At 74.6% G+C, this 21,470-nt stretch carries 18 protein-coding genes and 1 tRNA gene; 11 read left to right on the forward strand and 8 right to left on the reverse strand.

The features are described from left to right. Positions 1 to 65 precede the first annotated feature (65 nt). From J3P38_RS01115 to J3P38_RS01160, 10 genes are all read left to right on the forward strand, one after another. Positions 66 to 881 carry a UbiA family prenyltransferase gene (locus J3P38_RS01115; RefSeq protein ID WP_307807632.1) on the forward strand — a complete coding sequence of 272 codons (816 nt, stop codon included), beginning with the start codon at positions 66 to 68 and terminating at the stop codon, positions 879 to 881. After that, a complete protein-coding gene (locus J3P38_RS01120) occupies positions 878 to 2,128 on the forward strand; it encodes a geranylgeranyl reductase family protein (protein WP_210502427.1) in 1,251 nt (416 codons plus the stop codon). Before J3P38_RS01115 ends, J3P38_RS01120 begins: the two co-directional genes overlap by 4 nt. After that, a complete protein-coding gene (locus tag J3P38_RS01125; RefSeq protein ID WP_210502428.1) occupies positions 2,125 to 3,183 on the forward strand; it encodes a type III polyketide synthase in 1,059 nt (352 codons plus the stop codon). The genes J3P38_RS01120 and J3P38_RS01125 overlap by 4 nt, the downstream gene beginning before the upstream one ends. Next, the gene (locus tag J3P38_RS01130) at positions 3,180 to 3,716 is read left to right on the forward strand and encodes an isoprenylcysteine carboxyl methyltransferase family protein (protein ID WP_307807634.1); all 537 of its coding nucleotides are present in this window, start codon (positions 3,180 to 3,182) and stop codon (positions 3,714 to 3,716) included. Before J3P38_RS01125 ends, J3P38_RS01130 begins: the two co-directional genes overlap by 4 nt. Further along, complete coding sequence (locus tag J3P38_RS01135) at positions 3,709 to 4,743, forward strand: NAD(P)/FAD-dependent oxidoreductase (protein WP_210502429.1); 1,035 nt, start codon at positions 3,709 to 3,711, stop codon at positions 4,741 to 4,743. Before J3P38_RS01130 ends, J3P38_RS01135 begins: the two co-directional genes overlap by 8 nt. Further along, positions 4,740 to 5,372, forward strand: a complete 633-nt coding sequence (gene idi, locus J3P38_RS01140) for an isopentenyl-diphosphate Delta-isomerase (RefSeq protein ID WP_210502430.1) — start codon at positions 4,740 to 4,742, stop codon at positions 5,370 to 5,372. The genes J3P38_RS01135 and idi overlap by 4 nt, the downstream gene beginning before the upstream one ends. Before the next feature lie 111 nt (positions 5,373 to 5,483). After that, positions 5,484 to 7,583, forward strand: coding sequence for a SpoIIE family protein phosphatase (locus J3P38_RS01145; RefSeq protein ID WP_210502431.1), 2,100 nt, complete (start codon positions 5,484 to 5,486; stop codon positions 7,581 to 7,583). Between the two features lie 84 nt (positions 7,584 to 7,667). Further along, positions 7,668 to 8,333, forward strand: coding sequence for a hypothetical protein (locus tag J3P38_RS01150; protein WP_210502432.1), 666 nt, complete (start codon positions 7,668 to 7,670; stop codon positions 8,331 to 8,333). 19 nt (positions 8,334 to 8,352) lie between these two features. Further along, positions 8,353 to 9,933: a Y-family DNA polymerase gene (locus J3P38_RS01155; protein ID WP_210502433.1), complete on the forward strand. Its 1,581-nt coding sequence runs from the start codon at positions 8,353 to 8,355 to the stop codon at positions 9,931 to 9,933. Between the two features lie 27 nt (positions 9,934 to 9,960). Next, the gene (locus tag J3P38_RS01160; protein WP_210502434.1) at positions 9,961 to 13,356 is read left to right on the forward strand and encodes an error-prone DNA polymerase; all 3,396 of its coding nucleotides are present in this window, start codon (positions 9,961 to 9,963) and stop codon (positions 13,354 to 13,356) included. Positions 13,357 to 13,500: 144 nt separating this feature from the next. On the opposite strand, the gene J3P38_RS01165 is transcribed toward J3P38_RS01160, so the two are convergent. The 3 genes from J3P38_RS01165 to J3P38_RS01175 all read right to left on the reverse strand — a co-directional run bounded on the left by J3P38_RS01165 (position 13,501) and on the right by J3P38_RS01175 (position 14,449). After that, on the reverse strand, positions 13,501 to 13,710 hold the full coding sequence (locus J3P38_RS01165) for a hypothetical protein (RefSeq protein ID WP_210502435.1): 210 nt from the start codon (positions 13,708 to 13,710) through the stop codon (positions 13,501 to 13,503). A gap of 126 nt (positions 13,711 to 13,836) precedes the next feature. Next, positions 13,837 to 13,908 (reverse strand) — tRNA-Val (locus J3P38_RS01170). A 61-nt stretch (positions 13,909 to 13,969) separates the two neighbouring features. After that, positions 13,970 to 14,449: a PGPGW domain-containing protein gene (locus J3P38_RS01175; protein WP_210437955.1), complete on the reverse strand. Its 480-nt coding sequence runs from the start codon at positions 14,447 to 14,449 to the stop codon at positions 13,970 to 13,972. Between the two features lie 206 nt (positions 14,450 to 14,655). Between J3P38_RS01175 and J3P38_RS01180 the strand changes: the two genes are divergently transcribed. Next, positions 14,656 to 15,105 (forward strand): SsgA family sporulation/cell division regulator, encoded by a 450-nt coding sequence (locus J3P38_RS01180; RefSeq protein WP_210502436.1) that lies wholly within the window; start codon positions 14,656 to 14,658, stop codon positions 15,103 to 15,105. Between the two features lie 57 nt (positions 15,106 to 15,162). Here the strand turns inward: J3P38_RS01180 and J3P38_RS01185 are convergent, their stop codons facing one another. The 5 genes from J3P38_RS01185 to J3P38_RS01205 all read right to left on the reverse strand — a co-directional run bounded on the left by J3P38_RS01185 (position 15,163) and on the right by J3P38_RS01205 (position 21,463). After that, positions 15,163 to 16,977 carry an ABC transporter ATP-binding protein gene (locus tag J3P38_RS01185; protein WP_210502437.1) on the reverse strand — a complete coding sequence of 605 codons (1,815 nt, stop codon included), beginning with the start codon at positions 16,975 to 16,977 and terminating at the stop codon, positions 15,163 to 15,165. Beyond that, positions 16,974 to 18,779: an ABC transporter ATP-binding protein gene (locus J3P38_RS01190; protein WP_210502438.1), complete on the reverse strand. Its 1,806-nt coding sequence runs from the start codon at positions 18,777 to 18,779 to the stop codon at positions 16,974 to 16,976. The genes J3P38_RS01185 and J3P38_RS01190 overlap by 4 nt, the downstream gene beginning before the upstream one ends. A 163-nt stretch (positions 18,780 to 18,942) precedes the next feature. Continuing rightward, positions 18,943 to 19,692, reverse strand: a complete 750-nt coding sequence (locus J3P38_RS01195; protein ID WP_210437962.1) for an amino acid ABC transporter ATP-binding protein — start codon at positions 19,690 to 19,692, stop codon at positions 18,943 to 18,945. Beyond that, positions 19,689 to 20,561 (reverse strand): amino acid ABC transporter permease, encoded by an 873-nt coding sequence (locus J3P38_RS01200; RefSeq protein WP_210502439.1) that lies wholly within the window; start codon positions 20,559 to 20,561, stop codon positions 19,689 to 19,691. Before J3P38_RS01200 ends, J3P38_RS01195 begins: the two co-directional genes overlap by 4 nt. Continuing rightward, the gene (locus J3P38_RS01205) at positions 20,561 to 21,463 is read right to left on the reverse strand and encodes an ABC transporter substrate-binding protein (RefSeq protein WP_210502440.1); all 903 of its coding nucleotides are present in this window, start codon (positions 21,461 to 21,463) and stop codon (positions 20,561 to 20,563) included. The genes J3P38_RS01200 and J3P38_RS01205 overlap by 1 nt, the downstream gene beginning before the upstream one ends. Positions 21,464 to 21,470: the final 7 nt, after the last annotated feature.

Below are 21,470 nucleotides of genomic sequence, written 5' to 3' on the forward strand. Positions count from 1 at the left end.
GAGACCACTCGAGGGACGCACCCGGGGACCGGCCGGAACCGACGGAGGTCGCCGTGACTGCCGGCGTGGCGCCTGACCGGGTGCCGGACGCCTCCGCGCTGCGCGGCGTCGTCGTCGCCGCGCACCCCGGGCCGGCCCTCGCAGTCACCGTCCTGGTCGGGCTGCTGGTGCTCGCGCAGGGGCTGGCCGCCGGCCGCGGGATCCTCGTGGTGGCCGCCGTGCTGGCCGGGCAGCTCTCGATCGGCTGGAGCAACGACCTCGTCGACCGGGCCCGCGACCGCACGGCAGGCCGGACCGACAAGCCGCTGGCGACCGGGGCCGCGTCGGTCACCGCCGTGCGGGTCGCCTGCCTGGGCGCCGTGGCTGCGTGCATCCCTCTGTCGGTCGCGCTCGGCCCCCGCGCCGGACTGCTGCACCTGGTGTGCACGGCGTCGGGCTGGGCCTACAACCTCGGCCTCAAGGCCACCGTCTGGTCGTGGGTGCCCTACGCGGTCACCTTCGGCGGGCTGACGGCTGTCGTGACCCTCGCCGACGGCGAGGCGCCGCCGTGGTGGTGGCCCGTCGCCGCCGCGCTCCTCGGCGTGGGCGCCCACCTGCTGAACGTCCTGCCCGACCTCGACGACGACGCCGCCACGGGCGTGCGCGGCCTGCCCCACCGGCTGGGCCGCGGTCGCATCGCGCCGGTCGCCGCCGCGGTGCTCGTCGCGGCGTCCGCGGTCGCGCTGGTGGGCGCCGCTCCCCCGATCCCGGTCGCGGTGGGGGTCGGCGTCGTCGTCCTGGTGCTGGGCGCGGTCGTCGTCAGGAGCCGCGGCCGGACGCCGTTCGTGGCGGCCGTGGCGGTCGCGCTCGTCGACGCCCTGCTGCTGGTGGTCGCGCGATGACCGGGGGCGAGCGGCCCGAAGTGCCGCGGGAGCACTGGGACGTCGTGGTCGTGGGGGCCGGCCCCGCCGGCTCGTCGGCCGCGCTCGGTGCCCTCGCCGAGGACCCGTCCCTGCGGGTGCTGCTCCTGGACCGCGCCGACTTCCCGCGGGACAAGTCGTGCGGCGACGGCATCGCCCCCCACGTGCTCGACGCGCTCGCGGAGGTCGGTGCCGGGGACGTCGTCGACGGCTGGCGGCCGCTGCGCGACCTGGAGCTCTCGCGTGGCGACGTCACGGTCTCCGGTCCCATGCGGCGCGAGGTCCACGTGGTGCCGCGCCGCGTCCTCGACGCCCGGCTGGTCGAGCACGCCGTCGCCGCCGGTGCCGTCCTGCGCCGACACCGGGCCTCCTCGCTGTCGACCGGACCCGGCGCGCCGCTCGTGTCCGGCGAGATCGGCGCGGAGGTCGTCGTGGGCGCCGACGGCGCGCACTCCCTGGTCCGCAGCGTGCTGCTCGGCGGGCGCCGGCAGCCTCGCGCCATCGCCATCCGCGGCTACGCCCCGACCCCGCCGGAGCTGGCCGGGCGGCAGGTGATCCGCTACGGCCACCGCGGCCAGCCGTCGTACGCCTGGGCCTTCGACCGCGGCGACGGGCTGGCCAACGTCGGCTACGGCGAGCTGCTCCCGGGCGGGGGCGCCGGCTCGCCCGCGCCCAGCCGGCGGCTGCTGCTCGGCGAGCTCGAGCGGCTGGTGCCGGGCGCGGCGGCCACCGGCACGGACTGGCGCGGGCACCACCTGCCGCTGAGCACGTGGCGGTGGGACCAGCCCGACGGAGCCGTGCTCCTTGCCGGCGACGCGGCCGGGCTCGTCAACCCGATGACCGGCGAGGGCATCTACTACGCCGTCGCGACGGGCATCGCCGCGGGGCGCCACGCCGCGCGCGCGGTGGCGGCCGGCGACCCGGCGGGCGCGGGTGCGCGCCACCGCCGTGCCGTCCGCGGCATGCTCGGTGCCCACCTGCGGCACACGTGGGCCGCGTCGCGCCTGTCCCGCTCGCCGCGCGTGGTGGACGCCGGGATCCGGGCCGCCGGGCGTGACCGCCACGTGTTCGACACCCTCGTCGAGCTCGGCCTCGGCGCCGGCCGCATCGACGCCCGACTGGCCCGAGGGCTGGTCGGCGGCCTGCTGCGACCGACCGACCCACGCTTCGGCCGACCTGCTCCCGACCGACCTGCTCCCGACCCCCAAACCCCGAGGTGGCTGACATGAGGATCCTCTCCGTGCGGGGCGCGCTGCCCGCGCACTCCCACTCGCAGGCGGAGATCACCGAGGCGTTCTCCGAGGTGGTCGGCACGCAGGGCGGCGTCGACCGGGCGCTGCTGCGCCGGTTCCACGCCAACGCGGGCGTCGAGCGACGCCACACGGTGCTCCCCCTCGAGGAGTACGCCGATCTCGGCGACTTCGGCCACGCCAACGACCGGTTCATCGAGCACGCCGTCGAGCTGGGCTCGCGCGCCCTCGAGGACGCCCTCAAGGCCGCCGACCTCACGCCGTCCGACGTCGACCTGGTGGTCACCGCCACCGTCACGGGGCTGGCGGTGCCCTCCCTCGACGCCCGCATCGCCGGGCAGGTCGGGCTGCGCGAGGACGTGCGCCGCATGCCGCTCGTCGGCCTCGGCTGCGTCGCCGGGGCCGCAGGCATCGCCCGCGTCCACGACTACCTGCTGGGCCACCCGGGGCACACCGCTGTCCTCGTGGCGGTGGAGCTGTGCTCGCTGACCGTGCAGCGCGACGACGTCTCCGTGCCGAACCTCGTCGCCAGCGGGCTCTTCGGCGACGGCGCGGCCGCCGTCGTGGCGGTCGGGGACTCCGTGCGCCCGGGGCCGGTGGAGGTGCTCGACTCCCGCAGCCGGCTCTACCCCCACAGCGAGCGCACGATGGGGTTCGACGTGACGGGCAACGGGCTGCGCATCGTGCTCGACGCCGAGGTGCCCACCCTCGTCGGGCGCTACCTCCGCCGCGACGTGGACGCCTTCCTGGCCGACCACGCGCTCACCCGCGCGGACATCGACTGGTGGGTGTGCCACCCGGGCGGACCCAAGGTCATCGAGGCGCTGGAGGAGGCGCTGGAGGTGCCCCGGGACGCCGTGCAGCTCACGTGGGACTCGCTGGCCCGGGTCGGCAACCTCTCGTCGGTCTCGGTGCTGCACGTCCTCGAGGACACGATGCGCGACCGCCCGCCGGCACCCGGCACCCGCGGCGTGCTCATGGCGATGGGCCCGGGGTTCTGCTCGGAGCTCGTGCTGCTGCGGGCGGCGTCGTGACCGGTCTGCTCGCCTTCACCGTCCTCGTCGCCCTCGTCGGGCTCGAGCGCGTCGCCGAGCTGGTCGTCTCCACGCGCAACGCCGCCTGGAGCCGCGAGCGGGGCGGCGTGGAGTCCGGGCTCGGGCACTTCCCCTTCATGGTCGTGCTCCACACCGGCCTGCTCGTCGGTGCGCTGGTCGAGGCCTGGGTCCGCCGTCCGGACGTGCCCCCGCTGCTCGCCTGGTCGATGCTCGCGCTGGTCGTCGCGTCGCAGGCCCTGCGGTGGTGGTGCATCGCCACCCTCGGGCGACGCTGGAACACCCGCGTCATCGTCGTGCCCGGGCTGGCCCCCGTCCGTTCCGGGCCGTACCGGCTGATGCGCCACCCCAACTACGTGGCCGTGGTCGTCGAGGGCGTCGCCCTGCCCCTCGTGCACGCCGCCTGGGTCACCGCGCTCGTCTTCACCGTGCTCAACGCCGTCCTGCTCGCCGTCCGCATCCGCGTCGAGGACGCCGCCCTCTCCACCCTGCCCTCGGGAGCCGGGGGTGCGTGACCTCGTCGTGGCCGGCGGCGGCCCGGTCGGGATGGCGGCGGCGCTGCACGCCCACCGGGCGGGCCTGTCCGTCGTGGTGCGCGAGCCACGCACCGGGCCCATCGACAAGGCGTGCGGCGAGGGGCTCATGCCCGGGGCCGTCGCCGAGTTGGCCCGGATCGGCGTGCACCCCCGCGGCCGGCACCTCGCCGGCATCCACTACCTCGACGGTACGGGGGCCGGGGCCACCGCGCGCTTCACCGCCGGTCCGGGCAGGGGCGTGCGCCGCACCGTCCTGCACGACGCCCTCGCCCAGCGGCTCGCCGAGGCGGGCATCGCCGTCGAGGCCCGCGCGGTCACCGACGTCGGCGACGCCGGCGACCACCTCCTCGTCGACGGCGAGCCGGTCCGCCACCTCATCGCCGCCGACGGGCTGCACTCCCCCGTGCGCCGCCTCGTGGGGCTCGACGGGCCGCCCGCGACCCGGCGGCGGTTCGGCCAGCGCTGCCACGTCCAGCAGGCGCCCTGGACCGAGCTGGTCGAGGTGCACTGGTCGCACCGCGCCGAGGCCTACGTCACGCCGGTCGACGACGACCTCGTCGGCGTGGCCGTGCTGGGTGAGGCCGGCTCGCGGTTCGACGACCTGCTCGACGACTTCCCGCGCCTGCGCGAGCGCCTCACCGGCGCCCGGACCCGGGTGCTCGGCGCCGGCCCGCTCCGCCAGCGGGCGCGCGCCCGGTCGGCCGGACGCGTGCTGCTGGTCGGCGACGCCGGCGGCTACGTCGACGCGCTCACCGGGGAGGGCATCGCCCTCGGCCTCGCGCAGGCGCGCGCGGCCGTCGCCTGCCTCGCCGCCGGCCGGCCCGACCACTACGAGGCGCAGGCGCGCCGCCTGGTGCGGCGGCACGAGCTGCTCACCCTCGCGCTGCTGCGCGCGACCGCGCACCCGCCGGTGCGCCGCGGCCTGGTGCCGGCGGCCACCCGGCTGCCCTGGCTCTTCTCCGCCGCCGTCAACCAGCTCGCCCGACCCGTGGGGAGGCCCGCATGACCGACACCCAGCCCGACACCCAGCCCGACACCCAGCCCGCCCGTGAGCTGGTGGTGCTGCTCGACGAGGAGGGACGCGCCGTCGGCACCGCCGACAAGGCCACGGTCCACCACGCCGAGACCCCGCTGCACCTGGCGTTCTCGTGCTACCTGTTCGACGGCGAGGGCCGGGTCCTCGTCACGCAGCGGGCGACCGACAAGGCGACGTTCCCCGGGGTGTGGACCAACAGCTGCTGCGGCCACCCCGGGCCCGGCGAGGCGCTCGACGAGGCCGTACGGCGACGGGTGCGGCAGGAGCTCGGCACCACCGTCACCGACCTCCGGCTGGTGCTGCCGCGGTTCCGCTACCGGGCCGAGCAGGCGGGGGTGGTGGAGAACGAGATCTGTCCCGTCTACGTGGGCACCGCCGAGGGTCCCGTCACCGCGGACCCGACGGAGGTGGGCGCCGCCGGCTGGGAGTCCTGGAGCGACTTCCGCGCCGCCGTGCTCGACGGGAGCAGGGAGGTGTCGGTGTGGTGCCGCGCCCAGGTGGAGCAGCTGCCCGAGGACCCGCTCGCGGCGACCGCTGCTCCCGAGGCCGACCTGCCGCCGGCCGCCCGGCCGCCGTCGGCGGGCGGCGCCGACGACTGAGCAGGGCGGGTTGCGCCGTTCGCCTGCCCGCGTGAGGACTGGTGTGACAGGCTGGGCACCGGCACCTCCATGACCCGGGCTGCCCCGACCGCCCGCTGGAGGACGACCCACGTGACCGACGACGCTGCGTCGCGACCCCGGGACCGCCAGCCCCTCGACGCCGAGAGCGACCGGGTGGCGTGGCGGCTGGCCGTCGACGCGGCCGGCGTCGGCGCCTTCGTGTGGGACCTCGTGAGCGGGCAGCTGCGGTGGGACGGCCGGCTGCTCGAGCTGTTCGGGCTGGACGAGGACACCTTCGGCGGGACCATCGAGGCCTTCAACCAGTGCGTCCACCCCGACGACCTGCCCCGCGTGAGCGCGGCGCTCGAGCGCGCCGTGTCGACCTGCGGCGACTACGACGCCGAGTACCGCGTCGTGCTCCCCGACGGCGGCGTGCGCTGGATCGAGGCTCGCGGACGCGCCCTGTCCGACCAGCCTGGCGGACCGGCCGCGCGGCTGGTGGGGGCGGCGTACGACACCACCGACGTCCGCGAGGGCGAGGCGCGGATCGCCCGGGTGCTCGAGTCGATGTCGTCCGCGTTCTTCCAGCTCGACCACGCCTGGCGCTTCACCTACGTCAACTCCGAGGCGGAGCGGCTGCTGGGGGCGACCAGGGTGCACCTGGTCGGCCGGAGCATCTGGGAGGCCTTCCCCGCCGCCGTGGGGAGCCCGTTCGAGCAGCACTACCGCGGCGCCGCCGACTCCGGCTCGCCGGTGTCGTTCGAGGCGTACTACCCCCCGCCGCTCGACGCCTGGTACGAGGTCCGCGCCTGGCCCTCGCCGGAGGGGCTCGCGGTCTACTTCGTCGACATCAGCGCGCGACGCGCCGCCCAGGACGCCCTCGATCGCTCCGCGCACCGGCTGGCCCTGCTGGCGTCGGTCTCCGAGGCCCTGACGGCGACGCTCGACCCCGTCGAGGGCGTCAGCCGCCTGGCCACCCACCTCGTCCCCGAGCTCGCCGACTGGTGCCTGGTCACCCTGGTCGAGGACCCGAACGCCGCCGACTGGCGTCGGGCGCTGCGCGACGTCGGCTGGGCGCACGCCGATCCCCACCTCGAGCCGGTGCTGCGCGAGTACGCGTCCCTGCGGCTCACGGCGATGACCGACGAGTCCTACCTCGCGCTCACCATCCGCGAGATGACGCCGGTGCTGATGGAGACCCACGCTGCGGAGCAGGTCGCCGCCGTGCTGGTCCCGGGACCGGCTCGCGACAGGCTGCGGCTGCTCGACCCGGCGTCGGCCGCCGTCGTGCCGCTGCGCGCCCGCGGCCGCACGGTCGGCGTCGTCAGCGTCTTCCGCGGGCCGGGGAGGCCCGCGTTCGGCGACGACGACGTGGTCCTCCTCCAGGACATCGGGTCCCGGGCCGCCCTCGCCCTGGACAACGCCCGCCTCTACGCCGGGCAGCGCGACGTGTCCGAGGCCTTGCAGCGCAGCATGCTCACCGAGCCGCCGCCGGCGGAGGACCTGGAGATCGCCACCCGCTACGCCCCTGCCGGGGACGTCGCCAGGATCGGCGGCGACTGGTACGACGCGTTCCTGCAGCCGGGCGACCCCGCCACCTCGCCCGACGTCGTCGTGGTGGTCGGCGACGTGGTCGGGCACGACGTGGAGGCGGCCGCCGCCATGGGACAGGTCCGCGGCCTGCTGCGCGGTGTGGCAGTGCACAGCGGCGACGCCCCCGCGGCGATCCTGTCCGGGGTCGACACCGTCATGGACTCGCTGCAGCTCGGCACGACCGCCACCGCCGTGGTGGCGCGGCTCGAGCGCGACGCAGGCCTCGCCGCGCAGCACGAGCGGGGCGTGTCCGTGCGCTGGGCCCACGCCGGGCACCCGCCGGCGCTCCTGCTCACGCCCGACGGGGCGGTGACCCTCCTCGCCGAGGTCGACGACAACGACCTCCTGCTCGGCTTCGACCCCGACGTCGCCCGCGCGGAGCAGGTGCGGCGGCTGGAGCCCGGGGCGACGCTGGTGTTCTACACCGACGGGCTCGTCGAGCGCCGGGACCGCGACATCGACGCAGGCGTGGAGGCGCTCGCCGACCTCCTGCGGATGCTGGCCGCCACGACCGAGGACATCGAGACCCTCTGCGACCGGCTGCTCGAGGGCATGATCGAGGACCGTCCCGAGGACGACGTGGCGCTGCTGGTCGTGCGGTGGTCGCCCGGCGGGTGAGCCGGCCGCCCGGTGAGGGCCGGGACCGCCGTACGATTCCGGTGCCCGCTTGACTCGTTCGAACACGTGTTCGATCATGGACCGGTGTCCACCAGCCGCTCCGTCGCCGCGCTCGACCAGCGCCGCGACGTCGTGGAGCAGCTGCGCCAGCGGGTCGCCGCCATGGAGCACAAGCCGGCGGGCCAGCCCGTCCCGACGCTGCCGGGGCTGGCCGGCCTGGTGCCGCTCCACGCCGGGGCGACCTACTCGGTGGACTCCGCCTCGCTCGCCCTGGCTCTCGCGGCGGGAGCGTCCCAGGCCGGCGAGTGGGTGGGGTTCGCCGGCTGCCCCGACTTCGGGGTGGAGGCCGCCGCCGAGCTGGGCGTCGAGCTCTCGCGCACCGTGCTGGTGCCCGACCCGGGTGAGCACTGGCTGGAGGTGACCGCCGCGTTGGTCGACGTGCTGCGGGTGGTGGTCCTGCGGCCTCCGGCGTCCGTGGACGAGAGGGCAGCGGGCATCCTCGACTCGCGGCTGCGCACCCGCTCGGCCGTGCTCGTGGTCCACGGCCAGTGGCCCCGCGTGGAGGCGCGGGTGAGCGTCGAGGAGACCGGCTGGACGGGGCCGGGGTCCGGCACCGGTCAGCTGGAGGAGCGTCGGGCGCGCGTCGTCGTGCGCCGGGGGGCGCGCCCGCCCGAGCGCGCCGACCTGTCGTGGCCCGGCGTGCACCGCCTCGACCGGCAGGTGCGCGAGATCCGCCGGGTCTCGGGATGACGGGTCAGGTGCGGCTCACATGCGCGTGATGGTCGTGTGGTGCCCCGACTGGTCGGTGGTCGCCGCACTCGACGAGGCCGAGCGGTCGCCCCGCTCCCCCGCGGCCGTGCTGTCGGCCAACGTGGTGGAGGTGTGCAACGGCCCGGCACGCGCCGAGGGCGTACGACGCGGACAGCGCCGTCGCGACGCGCAGTCCCGGTGTCCCGAGCTGGTCCTCCTGCCCGCGAACCCCGACCGCGACGCCCGGGCGTTCGAGCCGGTGCTCGCCGTCGTGGAGGACCTGCGTCCCGGCGTCGCGGCCCTGCGACCCGGCCTGCTCGCCGTCCGCGCCCCCGGGAGCTGGTACGGCACCGAGACCGACGCCGCCGCCACCGTGTGCCAGGCCCTGGTCGAGAGTGGCGTGTGGGACGTGCGCATCGGCATCGCCGACGACCTGTTCACCGCCGAGCGCGCCGCCCGCACGGCCGAGGTGCAGGCGTGGGCGGTCGTCCCCGAGGGCGGCTCGGCGACGTTCCTGCGCGGCCTGCCCGTGCACGTGCTGCAGGACGACGGGCCGCGCGGGCGCGAGCTGGTCAGCCTGCTGCAGCGGCTCGGACTGCGCACGCTGGGCGACCTCGCCGACCTCCCGGGCGACGCCGTCGAGCACCGGCTCGGCACCTACGGGGCCGAGGTCAGGCGCCGGGCGCGGGGCGAGGACCGCACGCTGTTCTCGGCCCGCACGCCCCCGCCCGAGCTCGACGCCGAGGTCGTGTTCGAGCCACCCCTGGACTCGGTCGAGGCCATCACCTTCAGCGTCCGCACGACCGCCGAGCGGCTCGTGTCCCAGCTGGCGCACCACCAGCTCGTCGCCACGGGGGTGCGCGTCGAGGCGGAGTCCGACGGCGTCGTCTGCTCGTCCCGCACCTGGCTGCACCCGCGCCACTTCGGCGCGCGAGACCTCGTCGACCGGGTGCACTGGCAGCTGCAGTCGGCCGGATCCACCAGCGGAGCCAGCGGCGCGCTGCGCTCGCGCAAGCAGACCGGCACGGTGCGTGCCCCCGTCGACCGGGTGCGGTTCGTGCCGGAGGTCGTCGAGCCGGCCGCGGCCCACGGCGAGGCGCTGTGGGGCGCGGCCTCCGACGACCTCGTCGAGCGCGGGGTGGCGCGGGTGCAGGGCATGGTGGGCTTCGATGCGGTCCGCCGACCGGTGCTGCAGGGCGGCCGCAGCCCCGGGGCGCGCCAGGCGCTCGTGCCGTGGGGCGAGCGGGCCGTCGACCTGCGCCCGGTCGACCGGCCGTGGCCCGGGCGGGTGCCGGGTCCGGCGCCGGTGCGGGTGTTCGCCTCACCTCCGGCCGCCGAGGTGGTCGACGACGCGGGGCGCGAGGTGCGCGTCACCGACCGCGGCGTCGTCACGGGCGAGCCCCGGCGCTTCCGCGTGGGAGGCGGGGTCCTGCCGTGGCAGCCCGTGACCGCCTGGGCCGGCCCGTGGCCCACCGACGAGGGGTGGTGGTCGGGTGGGTCCGGCCCGACGGCCCGGTTCCAGATGGTCGGCGCCGACGGTCGCGCCTGGCTGCTGGTGAGCGCGCCGGACGGCTGGTGCCTGGAGGCCGGCTATGACTGACCGCGACACCTCGTCCGGGGTGCGCTGATGGCCTGGAACAACCCCGCCATGCGCTGGAAGGAGCTCGAGCGGCGGCTGAGCGGCCTGCCGGGCGCCGACGACGCTCCCGTGTCGCGGCGCAAGCGCGCCGCCACCACCGCGCGCACCATCGAGCGCCCCGGCGCCGTCACGCCCTACGCCGAGCTGCACTGCCACAGCCACTTCAGCTTCCTCGACGGGGCCAGCTCCCCGGCCGAGCTCGTCGAGGAGGCCGTGCGGCTCGGCCTGCACGCCCTCGCGGTCACCGACCACGACGGGTTCTACGGCGCTCCGATGCTGGCGGAGGCGGCCGCGGCCTACGACCTCCCCACCGTCTTCGGCGCCGAGCTGTCCCTGGGGCTCACCGGTCCCCAGAACGGCGTACCCGACCCCGAGGGCAGCCACCTGCTGGTCCTGGCCCGGGGCGTGGAGGGCTACCACCGCCTCGCCGCCGCCATGACCGACGCCCACCTCAGGGGTGACGAGAAGGGGCGCCCGGTCTACGACCTCGACGAGCTCGGCGAGCGCGGGCGGGGCCACTGGGTCGTGCTGACGGGCTGTCGCAAGGGCGCGGTGCGCCAGGCGCTGGCGACGGGCGGCGAGGCCGCGGCCGCGGAGGCCCTCGACCGGCTCACGGCGCTGTTCGGGCTCGAGCACGTCCTCGTGGAGCTGTCGCCCCGCCCGGGCGCCGACGCGACCAACGCCGCCCTCGCGCGACTCGCCGGCGTCCACGGCCTCGACGTCGTCGCGGCCGGCAACGTCCACCACGCCACCCCCGAGCGGCACCGGCTCGCCTCGGCCATGGCGGCCGTGCGGGCCCGGCGCAGCCTGGCCGAGCTCGACGGCTGGCTCGACCTGTCGGGCTCGGCCCACCTGCGCAGCGGCGCGGAGGTCGCCGCGGCGCTCGCGGCGTACCCCGCGGCCGTGGCCCGCAGCGTCTCGCTGGCCGACGACCTCGCCTTCGACCTGCGCAAGGCCTCCCCCGCGCTGCCCAAGCGACAGATCCCCGAGGGGCACACCGCGGACTCGTGGTTGCGGGTGCTCGCCGAGCGCGGGTTCGCCGAGCGCTACGCCGGCGTCCCCCACGAGGCCGAGGCGCGCGAACGGCTCGAGCACGAGCTGCGCATCATCGGCGAGAAGGACTTCGCCGGCTACTTCGTCATCGTGCACGACATCGTCGCATTCGCGCGGGAGCGACGCATCCTCTGCCAGGGGCGCGGCTCGGCGGCCAGCTCAGCGGTCTGCTACGCGCTCGGCATCACCGCGGTCGACGCCGTGTTCTACCGCTTGCCGTTCGAGCGGTTCATCTCCGCGCACCGTGACGAGGAGCCCGACATCGACGTCGACTTCGACTCCGACCGCCGTGAGGAGGTCATCCAGTGGGTCTACGACACCTACGGGCGCCGCAACGCCGCGCAGGTGGCCAACGTGATCGCCTACCGGCCCCGGATGGCGGTGCGTGACGCCGCCAAGGCGCTGGGGCACTCCCCCGGCCAGCAGGACGCCTGGTCCAAGCAGATCGACGGGTGGAAGTCCGTGGTGGCCGGCGACATGGGCGACCCCACCGCGCACGACGTGCCGGCCCCGGTCGTCGCGCTGGCCGAGGAGCTCATGGGTGCGCCGCGGCACCTCGGGATCCACTCCGGCGGGATGGTCCTGACCGAGCGGCCCATCGGGGAGGTGTGCCCCATCGAGCGCGCGCGCATGGACCGGCGGACGGTGCTCCAGTGGGACAAGGACGCCTGCGAGACGATGGGGCTGGTCAAGTTCGACCTGCTGGGCCTGGGCATGCTCGGCGCGCTCGACCACATGATGCGCCTCGTCGAGGACCACCTCGGCGAGCGGTGGGACCTCGCCACGATGCCCAAGGAGGAGCCCGCCGTCTACGACATGCTGTGCCGTGCCGACTCGATCGGCGTGTTCCAGGTGGAGAGCCGGGCCCAGATCGGCACCCTGCCGCGGCTGCGGCCGCGCGAGTTCTACGACCTCGCGATCGAGATCGCGCTGATCCGGCCCGGCCCCATCCAGGGCGGTGCCGTGCACCCCTACGTCCGCCGGGCCACGGGGCAGGAGGCCATCACCTACGACCACCCCGAGCTGGTGCCGGTGCTCGAGCGCACCAAGGGCGTCCCGCTCTTCCAGGAGCAGCTCATGGCGATGGCGGTCACCCTCGGTGACTGCAGCCGCGACGACGCCGACCTGCTGCGCCGCGCCATGGGCTCCAAGCGCGGGGTCGAGCGCATCGAGTCGGTGAAGCAGAAGCTCTACGCCGGCATGCAGCGCCGCGGCATCACCGGCGAGCTGGCCGACTCGATCTACGTCAAGATCCTCTCGTTCGCCAACTTCGGGTTCGCCGAGTCGCACGCCCTGTCCTTCGCGCTGCTGGTCTATGCCTCGTCCTGGTTCAAGCTGCACTACCCCGCCGCGTTCCTGGCCGGCCTGCTGCGCAACCAGCCCATGGGCTTCTACTCTCCGCAGTCGCTGGTGGGCGACGCCCGGCGCCACGGCGTGGACGTACGCCGCCCCGACGTGACCCGCTCGGCGGCCCAGGCCGACCTCGAGCCCGTCGTCCCCGGCCCGGTCGCCGCCACGGGGCTCGAGGAGTGCTGCCGGCCCCGCTTCACCCGCACCGAGTGGGTGCCCGGCACCCCCGACCCGGTCCCCGCGCACCGGCGCGACGGGGCGCTCGCCGTCCGGCTCGGGCTCGACTCGGTGCGCGGCATCGGGCTCGACGTGGCCCGCCGGATCGTGGCAGCTCGTGACGAGGCGCCGTTCACCGGCGTGACCGACCTGTCGCGCCGGGCGGACCTGACGCCCGCCCAGCTGGAGGCGCTGGCCACCGCCGGGGCGTTCCAGCCCTGGGGGCTCGAGCGCCGCGAGGCGCTGTGGGCGGCCGGGTTCGCCGAGAGCGCCGAGCACCTCCCCGGCACCACGCCGGCACCGGCGGCGCCGACCCTGCCCGGCATGAGCGAGCCGGAGATCACCCTCGCCGACCTCTGGGCCACGGGGGTCTCGCCCGACGCGCACCCGGTGGAGCACCTGCGTGACGACCTCCGCCGCGCCGGGGTGCGCTCGGTCGCGGAGCTCGCGGACACCGAGGCCGGCCGGCGCGTCCACGTCGCCGGGCTCGTGACCCACCGCCAGCGGCCGGGGACCGCGATGGGCGTCACCTTCCTCAACCTCGAGGACGAGACCGGGATGCTCAACGTCGTGTGCTCGGTCGGCGTCATGCGGGCGCACCGGCAGGCGGCCCGCAACCGCGTCGCGGTGGTGGTGCGCGGACGTCTCGAGCGCAACGAGGGCGTCACCAACCTCGTCGCCGACCGGGTCGAGGGCATCGACGTCGTCGTCCCGGGCGCCGGCGACGTCCTGCAGGCCCGGGCGTCGTCGCGCGACTTCCGCTGACCGGCCCGCACCCGCCGTCTGCCCGCGCGCCCGCCCGTGCCCGCCGTCGCGGGTAACGCCACCGAAGGAGCACTCCCGCCCCCACTGGTGGGGGCGGGAGTGCTCAGGTCGGGGCGTTACCCGTCGAGGGGCGGCGGCTCGGGCTCAGGTGTTGTAGCGCAGGACCGAGACGACGATGAAGATCAGCGCGATCAGCGCGATCAGGCCCACGACCGCGAGCACCGGGGTCACCTTCGGCCGCGGACCGGGCGCGTTGAGGGGCTGGTTGGTGGTCGGGCGCTCTCGATCGTCCATGCCGTGCGGTACCCCGGCGCCCGGCGCAGCATGCCGCCCGAGGCGCTCGACGAGCCGCATCGCCGGGGGCGTAGCCCGCCGTCGCCTGCGTCGTTGTGCCGGTATGGAACGGCTGCTCGGTCCCGGTGGGCGGTACCGCGCGAACAGCAGAGCCGCGCTACGGGTAGCGCGGCTCCGGGGTCTCGGTGGGCGATACTGGGTTCGAACCAGTGACCTCTTCGGTGTGAACGAAGCGCGCTACCACTGCGCCAATCGCCCGGGACGCGGGAACGATATCCCATGCCCGGCCGGGACCGGCAATCGGGTCCTGATGACCCGGTCAGCCGCGCTGGCGGTCGGAGTCGCCGATGTCGCGACTGAGCGCCTCGACGGCCTCGGGGTTGCCATGGAAGCGGCGGTAGCTGTAGACGATCAGCGCCAGCGCGATGACGGCCGAGGCGATCTGGGTGACGCCGGTCCACACGCCACCGGGCAGCCACCACGCGTCGGAGAGCGGCCACCAGCCCGGTGCGGGCGGCTTGATGATCCAGTAGACGCCGCAGACGGCGAGCACCACGGCGCCGACGCAGGAGGCGATGATGCGCGGCCAGGTCTCGACGCCTTCGGCCGCGCCGCGCAGCGCCCGCAGCCGCACCGGCTCGACGCGACGCTCGGCCCAGTCGTACTGCTGGGAGAGCAGGGCGAGCCCGGCGAAGATGCCGAGCAGGCCGGGCCCGGGCAGGAAGATGGCCGCCACGCCGAGCAGCAGCAGCGTCCATCCCAGGACCTCGAGACCGATGCGCTTGGCTGCCCCCGTCATGAGGAGAACCTATCGGTCCCCACCAGAGGTCATCGAGGACCGATTTGCGGCGGTTACCGTCAAGTTCGTCACGAGTCACCATCAAGATCCGGTCTGGACCGGATCGAGTCCAATTTCGCCGTTTTGCATCACGGCGGCCCCCGGATGCCGTCTCATGAGCATCGCAACTCCGGGACCTGCGTCCCGGCGACCCCTAGGAGCCCTCGATGAAGGAGCCCTCGATGAACCTGTCCGGTAGCGGGCGCACCCTGGCCGACGTGGCACTGGACATCACCGTCGAGTGCATGGACGACCGCGGCATCCGCCACGAGATCGACACCGTGCTCAGCTACGCCGGCTCGGACCCCTTCGCCGTGGCGATGACCTTCGTGACCTCCGACGGCGACCTCGTGTGGACCTTCGGGCGCGACCTGCTCATGCGGGGCACCGAGGCCCCGGTCGGCGACGGCGACGTGCACGTGGCCCCGGCGACCGGCGTCAGCGGCCGCGCCATGGTCAGCATCGAGCTCAGCTCCCCCGACGGACACCTCGTGCTGCTCGCCCGCTCGTCGGACGTCGACCACTTCATCGCGCGCACCGTCGCGGTGGTCGCCCCCGGCGCCGAGTCGGAGGCGTTCGACGCCGACCTGCTGATCAGCCAGCTGCTCTCGTCCTGACGCGGATTCTGACGCAGTCCCCGACGCCGGCCCTGACGCGGGTCCGGGCCCGGCTCGTCAGGCGCGGGAGTGCTGGGCCACCCAGCTGGCGTGCAGCCCGGCGTAGACGCTGCCCTCCTGCGTGACCAGCTCGCGGTGCGGTCCGCGCTGCACCACGCGGCCCTTGTCGACGACGATCACCTCGTCGGCGCTCTCGGCCGTCGACAGCCGGTGGGCGATCGTCACCGAGGTCCGCGACTGCATGAGCCGCTCGAGCGCGCGGCCGATCTGCATCTCCAGCGCGGGGTCCACCGCACTCGTGGCCTCGTCGAGGACCAGCAGGTCGGGGTCGGCGAGGTGCGCGCGCAGGAGCGCGACCAGCTGCCGCTCCCCCGCCGACAGCGACTCACCGCGCTGGCCCACCTCGGTGTGCAGGCCGCGCGGCAGGCCGGCCAGCCAGTCGTCGATGCCGAGCTCCGCAGCCGAGGCGCGGATCTCGTCCTCGGTGGCCTCGAGCCGGCCGTAGCGCACGTTGGCGGCGATCGTGTCGTCGAACAGGAAGCCCTCCTGCGGCACCAGCACGACGCTGCGCCGCAGCGAGCGTGCGTCGATGCGGCGTACGTCGACGCCGTCGAGGAGCACGGCACCCTCGACCGGGTCCATCAGCCGGGTGAGCAGCTTGGCGAAGGTCGACTTGCCCGAACCGGTCTCACCGACGATCGCGACGCGCGTGCCGGCCTCGATCGCGAGGTCGACGTCGCGGAGCACCGGCGGACCTCCGGGGTAGGCGAAGGTGACGTCGACGAACCGGACGTCGATCGGCCCCCGCGGCAGCTGCTCGCCCTCCGGGCCGGGGTCGACGAGGTCGGCGGGCGTCTCCAGGATGCCGAGGACGCGGCGCCAGCTGGCGATCGCGTTCTGGGCGTCGGTGAGGATCTGGGTGCCCATCTGCACGGGACCGACGAACAGGGTGACCAGGAACGCGAAGGCCAGCACGCGCCCGGGCGTCATGTCGCCGGTGAAGCCCAGGAGGACGCCGATGACGATGACGCCGGCGTTGGCCAGGCCGGCGGAGATGCCGCCGAGGGAGAACGAGGTGACGGTGTAGGTCTGCGCGTGCGTGTAGGCGCTCTGCCAGTCGGAGATCGCCGAGTCGATGCGCGCCTGCGTGCGGGCCTCGACCCCGTAGGAGCGGACCACCGCGGCCCCGACCACCGGCTCGGAGATCGCCCCCAGCAGCACGCCGACCTGGTGGCGCACGACGGTGTAGGCGGCCGAGAGCTTCTTCTGGAACCAGCGGATCGACAAGAAGAGCGGCGCGAAGCAGAGCCACACCACCAGGGCGAGCTCCCAGCTGTAGACGAGCATGAGGACGGTCGCCACGAGCACCTGCCCCACGCTCACCACGAAGATGAGGCCGCCGAAGACGAGGAACTGGCTGACCTGGTCGACGTCGCTGGTCACGCGGGAGACGAGCGCGCCGCGGCGCTCGGTGTTCTGGGTCAGGAGCGGGAGGTCGTGGACGTGGCGGAAGGCCTTGGTGCGCAGCGTGGCCAGGCCGCGCTCGGAGGTGGCGAAGAGCCGGCTCGTCATGGCGTAGGAGGCCAGTCCGGTCACCACGATCGCCAACGCTGCGAGCACCCCCATCCAGGCGACGTAGTCGAGGCGGGGGCCGCCCGGCGCGCCGAGGCCCTTGTCGAGGGTCTGCTGCACCGCGATCGGCACGACGATCTGGCCGCACGAGGCGATCACGGCGAGGACGAGGGTGACCCCGAAGCCCTCGCGGAGCTCGGGCGAGTACTTCATGCCGAGCCGGAGGGTCGCGATCGCGCCGATGCCCTCGCCGGTCTCCATCCGGGTGCCGCTCGCTGCCGAGGGTGCGGTGGTGCTCATGCGGGGTCCCCTGCCGGGTCGACGTCCGTCTCGTAGGCGTTCACGAGCTGTGCGTAGGCCGGGCTGGTCTCGAGCAGCTCGGCGTGGGTGCCGCGGGCGACGATGCGCCCGCCGTCGAGGTGGACGACCTCGTCGGCCAGCGAGATGGTCGCCTTGCGGTAGGCGACGACCACGAGCGAGGCACCGGAGCCGTCGTCCTCGCGGTCCTCGCGCAGCGACGCCAGGATCCGCGCCTCCACCTCGGGGTCGACCGCGGAGGTGGCGTCGTCGAGGATCAGCAGCCGTGGCCGGCGCACGAGGGCCCGGGCGAGCGAGAGCCGCTGCCGCTGGCCGCCGGACAGCGACGTGCCGCGCTCCCCCAGCTGGGTGTCGAGGCCCTCGGGCAGGGCGGCGACGAACCCGTCGGCCTGTGCGGTCCGCAGCGCGGCCCAGACCTCGTCGTCGGGCACGTCGGCGCCCAGGGTGACGTTCCCGCGCACGGTGTCGTCGAACAGGAACGCCGTCTGCGGCACCAGCGCGACGGAGCCGGGCAGCTCCCCCTTGCGCAGGCCCTTGAGGTCGTGGCCGTCGATGCGGATCGAGCCGCTGTCGGGGTCGACCAGCCGGGTCATCAGGCTCGTCAGGGTGCTCTTGCCGGACGCGGTCGGCCCCACCAGGGCGACCGTGCGACCGGGCGGGACGTCGAAGTCCACGCCCTGCAGCAGCGGGGTGTCGGCGTCGTAGGAGTAGTGGAGGTCGTCGACCTCGAGCAGGGCGCCCGTGCCCTCGTCGGGCAGCCGGGCGTCGCCGTAGGCCATGGAGCCGCGGGCGTCGAGCACGGCCTTGGCGCGGCGGTAGCCCACGACCGAGCGGGGGAACTCGCCCAGCAGCCAGCCGATGGCCCGGATCGGGAAGGAGACGATCGTCAGCAGGTAGGCCACGGTGATGACGTCGCCGGCCTCGGTGGCGCCGCTCGCGACCCGCGAGACCCCGACCGCGAGCACCACGAGGACGCCGAGGCTGGGGAGGCTGGCCAGGGCGGGATCGAAGACGGCACGGTAGCGGCCCGCGCGGATGTTGACGTCGCGCAGCTCCTCCGCCTTGGCCCGGAACCGGTCGGTCTCCTCGACCTCGCGGCCGAGCGTCTTGACGACCATCGCCCCGTCGAAGGACTCGTGGGCGATCTCGCTGACCTCGGCGCGCAGGCCCTGCGCGCGGGTCATCAGGGGCGAGGAGTAGTGCTGGTAGAGCAGGTTGGCGACCACCACCGCCGGGAACACCAGGAGGCCCACGAGGGCCATCACCACGTCGGCGACGAACATCTGGACGACCGCGATGACCATCATCACGATCGTGCCGAGCGCCATCGGCAGCGGCATGATCGGCGCCCAGGCCGCCTCGACGTCGGAGTAGGCATTCGAGAGCAGCTGGCCGGTCGGGTGCCGCTGGTGCCACTCCATCGGCAGCGAGAGGTACTGCCGGGTCACGCCGCGCCTGGTGTGGGACTGCATCCGGTAGTACATGACGCCGCCGCCCAGGCGACGCGCGACGATGCCGACCGCGCGCAGGATCGCCACCGCCATGAAGAGCGCGACGACCCACACGAGCAGGTCGGTGCCGATCTCGCCGGTCTCGAAGGCCGGGATCAGGACGTGCTCGGTCGACCACCCGAGGACCCATGCGTCGGCCACGGTGAGCACCCCGAACAGGACCGCGCCCAGCGTGGCGACGGTGAAGATGCGCGGCTCCCGGCGGATGCCGACCCAGAGGACCCGGAAGCCGTCGAGTGTGGTGGTGCCTCGCAGCTCCGCGTCGTCAGCCACCGGTGTCGCCCGCCTCCTCGTCCCTGTCCCGCCATCGCGCCGTTCGGTTGTCGAGCGCAACCGACCGGCCGCATCAGGCTATTCCCCGGCACCGACAGCCGACGAATCCGAGGGGCGGCCCGGAGGTCGCCGTCCCGGACGTGGTGACTCCTCGGCGGCGCGATCAGGACGCGCGGATGCGGGACAGGAACGCGCGGGTGCGCTCCTGCTGCGGGTCGCCGAGCACCTGCTCCGGCCTGCCCCGCTCGTGGATGCGGCCGTCGTGCAGGAAGCACACCTGGTCGGCCACCTCGCGCGCGAAGCCCATCTCGTGGGTGTTGAGCAGCATCGTGACGCCCTCGCCCTTGAGCTCGGTGAGCAGGTCGAGCACCTCGCCGACGAGCTCGGGGTCGAGTGCGCTGGTCACCTCGTCGAGCAGCATCAGCCGCGGGTTCGCCACGAGGGCCCGGGCGATCGCGACGCGCTGCTGCTGGCCGCCGGAGAGGTCGTCGGGGCGCGCTTGGGCCCTGGCCGCGAGCCCGACGCGGTCGAGCATCGCGAGCCCGCGTGCCCGGGCCTCGTCGGCCGCGACGCCGTGCACGAGGCGCAGGGCGAGGGTGACGTTGCCGATGACGTCGAGGTGCGGGAAGAGGTTGTAGGCCTGGAAGACCATCCCCATCCGCGAGCGGACCTCGTCGCCGTCGACGCGGGGGTCGGTGATGTCGCGTCCCTCGAAGGTGATGACGCCGTCGTCGACGACCTCGAGCAGGTTCACGCAGCGCAGCAAGGTGGACTTCCCGGACCCCGAGGCGCCGATCAGCACCACGCACTGGCCGGGCTGGACGGTGAGGTCGACCTCGCGCAGCACCACGTGGTCGCCGAACGACTTCCGGACGCCGTCGAGGCGCAGGAGCTCGGGTCGCGGGGTCGTCACAGGTGTCCTCCGGCTCCGTGGTAGCCCTTCTTCCGGGCGTACCGGTCGGTGAGCCGCGCCATCGGGATGGTGAGGCAGCAGAACAGCACGCCCGCGACGACGTACGGCGTGTAGTTGAAGTCCAGCGCCGTCTCGATCTGCGCCTTGCGGATGGCGTCGGTGACGCCGAGGACGGCGATGAGGCCGGAGTCCTTCTGCAGGGAGACCAGGTCGTTCATCAGCGGCGGGATGACCCGGCGCCACGCCTGCGGCAGCACCACGTGGCGCAGGGTCTGCCCGTAGGACAGGCCCAGCGACCGCCCGGCGAGCCGCTGGCTGGGGTGCACCGACTCGATGCCGGCGCGGAAGACCTCGGCGACGTAGGCGGAGTAGGACAGCACGAGCGCCGCACCGCCCCAGAACAGCGGCGAGGTCGGCAGGCCCTGCAGGCTGAGGGCCGGTCCGCCGAACCCGAGCAGGAAGATGACGAGCAGCAGCGGCAGCCCGCGGAAGACGTCGACGTACGCCGTGCCGAGCAGCCGCAGCGGGAACGCGACGGGGCCGCGGAGCGTCCGGACCACCGCCACGGTCAGCGAGAGCAGCAGGATCAGCACCCAGCAGACCGCCATGACCCGGATGTTGAGCCACAGCCCTTCCAGGACCGCAGGGAAGGAGGAGACCGCCTTGTCCCAGTCGAAGTAGGTCTCACGGACCCGGTCCCAGCCCGGCGAGCTGACGACGGCGCCGCCGACCACGCCGAGCAGGAGCAGCGTGCTGAGGGCGGCGATGGCCGCGCTGCGCACGGTGCGGCGCCGCCGCCACTCGTCCCGTTCGCGCTGCACCGCCGAGGGTTGCCAGGCGGTGTCCGCCCGGCTCGCCTGGTCGGGCATCAGGACAGCTCGGGAGCGCCCTGCTGGGCCAGCCACTCCTGGCTGATCTGGTCGAGGACGCCGTCCTCGCGCAGCGCGTCGACGGCGGCCGACACGCAGCCGGTGAGCGGGCTGTCCTTGGCCAGCACCGCGCCGAACTGCTCGACCTCGCCGTCCGGGAGGGGCAGCTGACCGACGATCACGCCGTCGTCGAGCTGGACGGCGGTCATGAAGTAGGCGGTCGGCAGGTCGACGACGATGCCGTCGATCTGGCCGTTCTTGAGCGCCTGCACCGCCTGGTCGTTGGTGTCGAAGACGGCCGGCTCCTGCGAGGGCTGCACCTGCTCGGTGATCGCGGTGTAGCTCGTCGTGCCGACCTGCGCGCCGAGCTTGGCGTCGGCGAGGTCGGCCAGGCTGGTGGCGCCGTCGATGGCGCTGCCCTTGTTGGTGATGACGGTCTGCACGACGTCGTAGTAGCCGGAGGAGAAGTCGACGGCCTTGCGGCGGGCCTCGGTGATGGAGACCTGGTTGACGTCGAAGTCGAACTCCTTCGGCCCCGGCTGGACGACCTTGTTGAACGGCACCGTGACCCAGGTCACCTGCTCCTCGGTGTAGCCGAGCTGCTCGGCGATGGCGTACGCGACCGCGGACTCGTAGCCCTGGCCGTTGGTCGGGTCGTTGTCGACGAACCACGGCTCGTAGGCCGGGTCGTCGGTGGCGATGGTCAGCGTGCCGTCGGTGACGGTCTCCATCGCGTCGGGGGTGCACTCGTCGGCGGCGGGGCTCCCGGACTCGGACGCACCCGAGGACTCGGGGCCATCGCCCTCGTCGGTGGGAGCGCAGGCGGTGAGGGCGATCGTGGCGGTCGCGAGTGAGGCGGCGGCGAGGTGGCGCTTCGCCGGGCGCCGGGAGGTCGTGAGCATGGCGGGA

The sequence above is a fragment of the Nocardioides xinjiangensis genome, from assembly GCF_017916455.1.
In the GTDB taxonomy this organism is placed as follows: Bacteria; Actinomycetota; Actinomycetes; order Propionibacteriales; family Nocardioidaceae; genus Nocardioides; species Nocardioides xinjiangensis.

Excerpts from the sequence above, each read along its gene's own strand:
- J3P38_RS01120 (WP_210502427.1), top strand. The coding sequence starts at position 878 with ATGACCGGGGGCGAGCGGCCCGAAGTGCCGCGGGAGCACTGGGACGTC.
- J3P38_RS01125 (WP_210502428.1), top strand. The coding sequence starts at position 2,125 with ATGAGGATCCTCTCCGTGCGGGGCGCGCTGCCCGCGCACTCCCACTCG.
- idi (WP_210502430.1), top strand. The coding sequence starts at position 4,740 with ATGACCGACACCCAGCCCGACACCCAGCCCGACACCCAGCCCGCCCGT.
- J3P38_RS01155 (WP_210502433.1), top strand. The coding sequence starts at position 8,353 with ATGCGCGTGATGGTCGTGTGGTGCCCCGACTGGTCGGTGGTCGCCGCA.
- J3P38_RS01160 (WP_210502434.1), top strand. The coding sequence starts at position 9,961 with ATGGCCTGGAACAACCCCGCCATGCGCTGGAAGGAGCTCGAGCGGCGG.
- J3P38_RS01165 (WP_210502435.1), bottom strand. The coding sequence starts at position 13,710 with ATGCGGCTCGTCGAGCGCCTCGGGCGGCATGCTGCGCCGGGCGCCGGG.
- J3P38_RS01175 (WP_210437955.1), bottom strand. The coding sequence starts at position 14,449 with ATGACGGGGGCAGCCAAGCGCATCGGTCTCGAGGTCCTGGGATGGACG.
- J3P38_RS01180 (WP_210502436.1), top strand. The coding sequence starts at position 14,656 with ATGAAGGAGCCCTCGATGAACCTGTCCGGTAGCGGGCGCACCCTGGCC.
- J3P38_RS01185 (WP_210502437.1), bottom strand. The coding sequence starts at position 16,977 with ATGAGCACCACCGCACCCTCGGCAGCGAGCGGCACCCGGATGGAGACC.
- J3P38_RS01200 (WP_210502439.1), bottom strand. The coding sequence starts at position 20,561 with ATGCCCGACCAGGCGAGCCGGGCGGACACCGCCTGGCAACCCTCGGCG.
- J3P38_RS01205 (WP_210502440.1), bottom strand. The coding sequence starts at position 21,463 with ATGCTCACGACCTCCCGGCGCCCGGCGAAGCGCCACCTCGCCGCCGCC.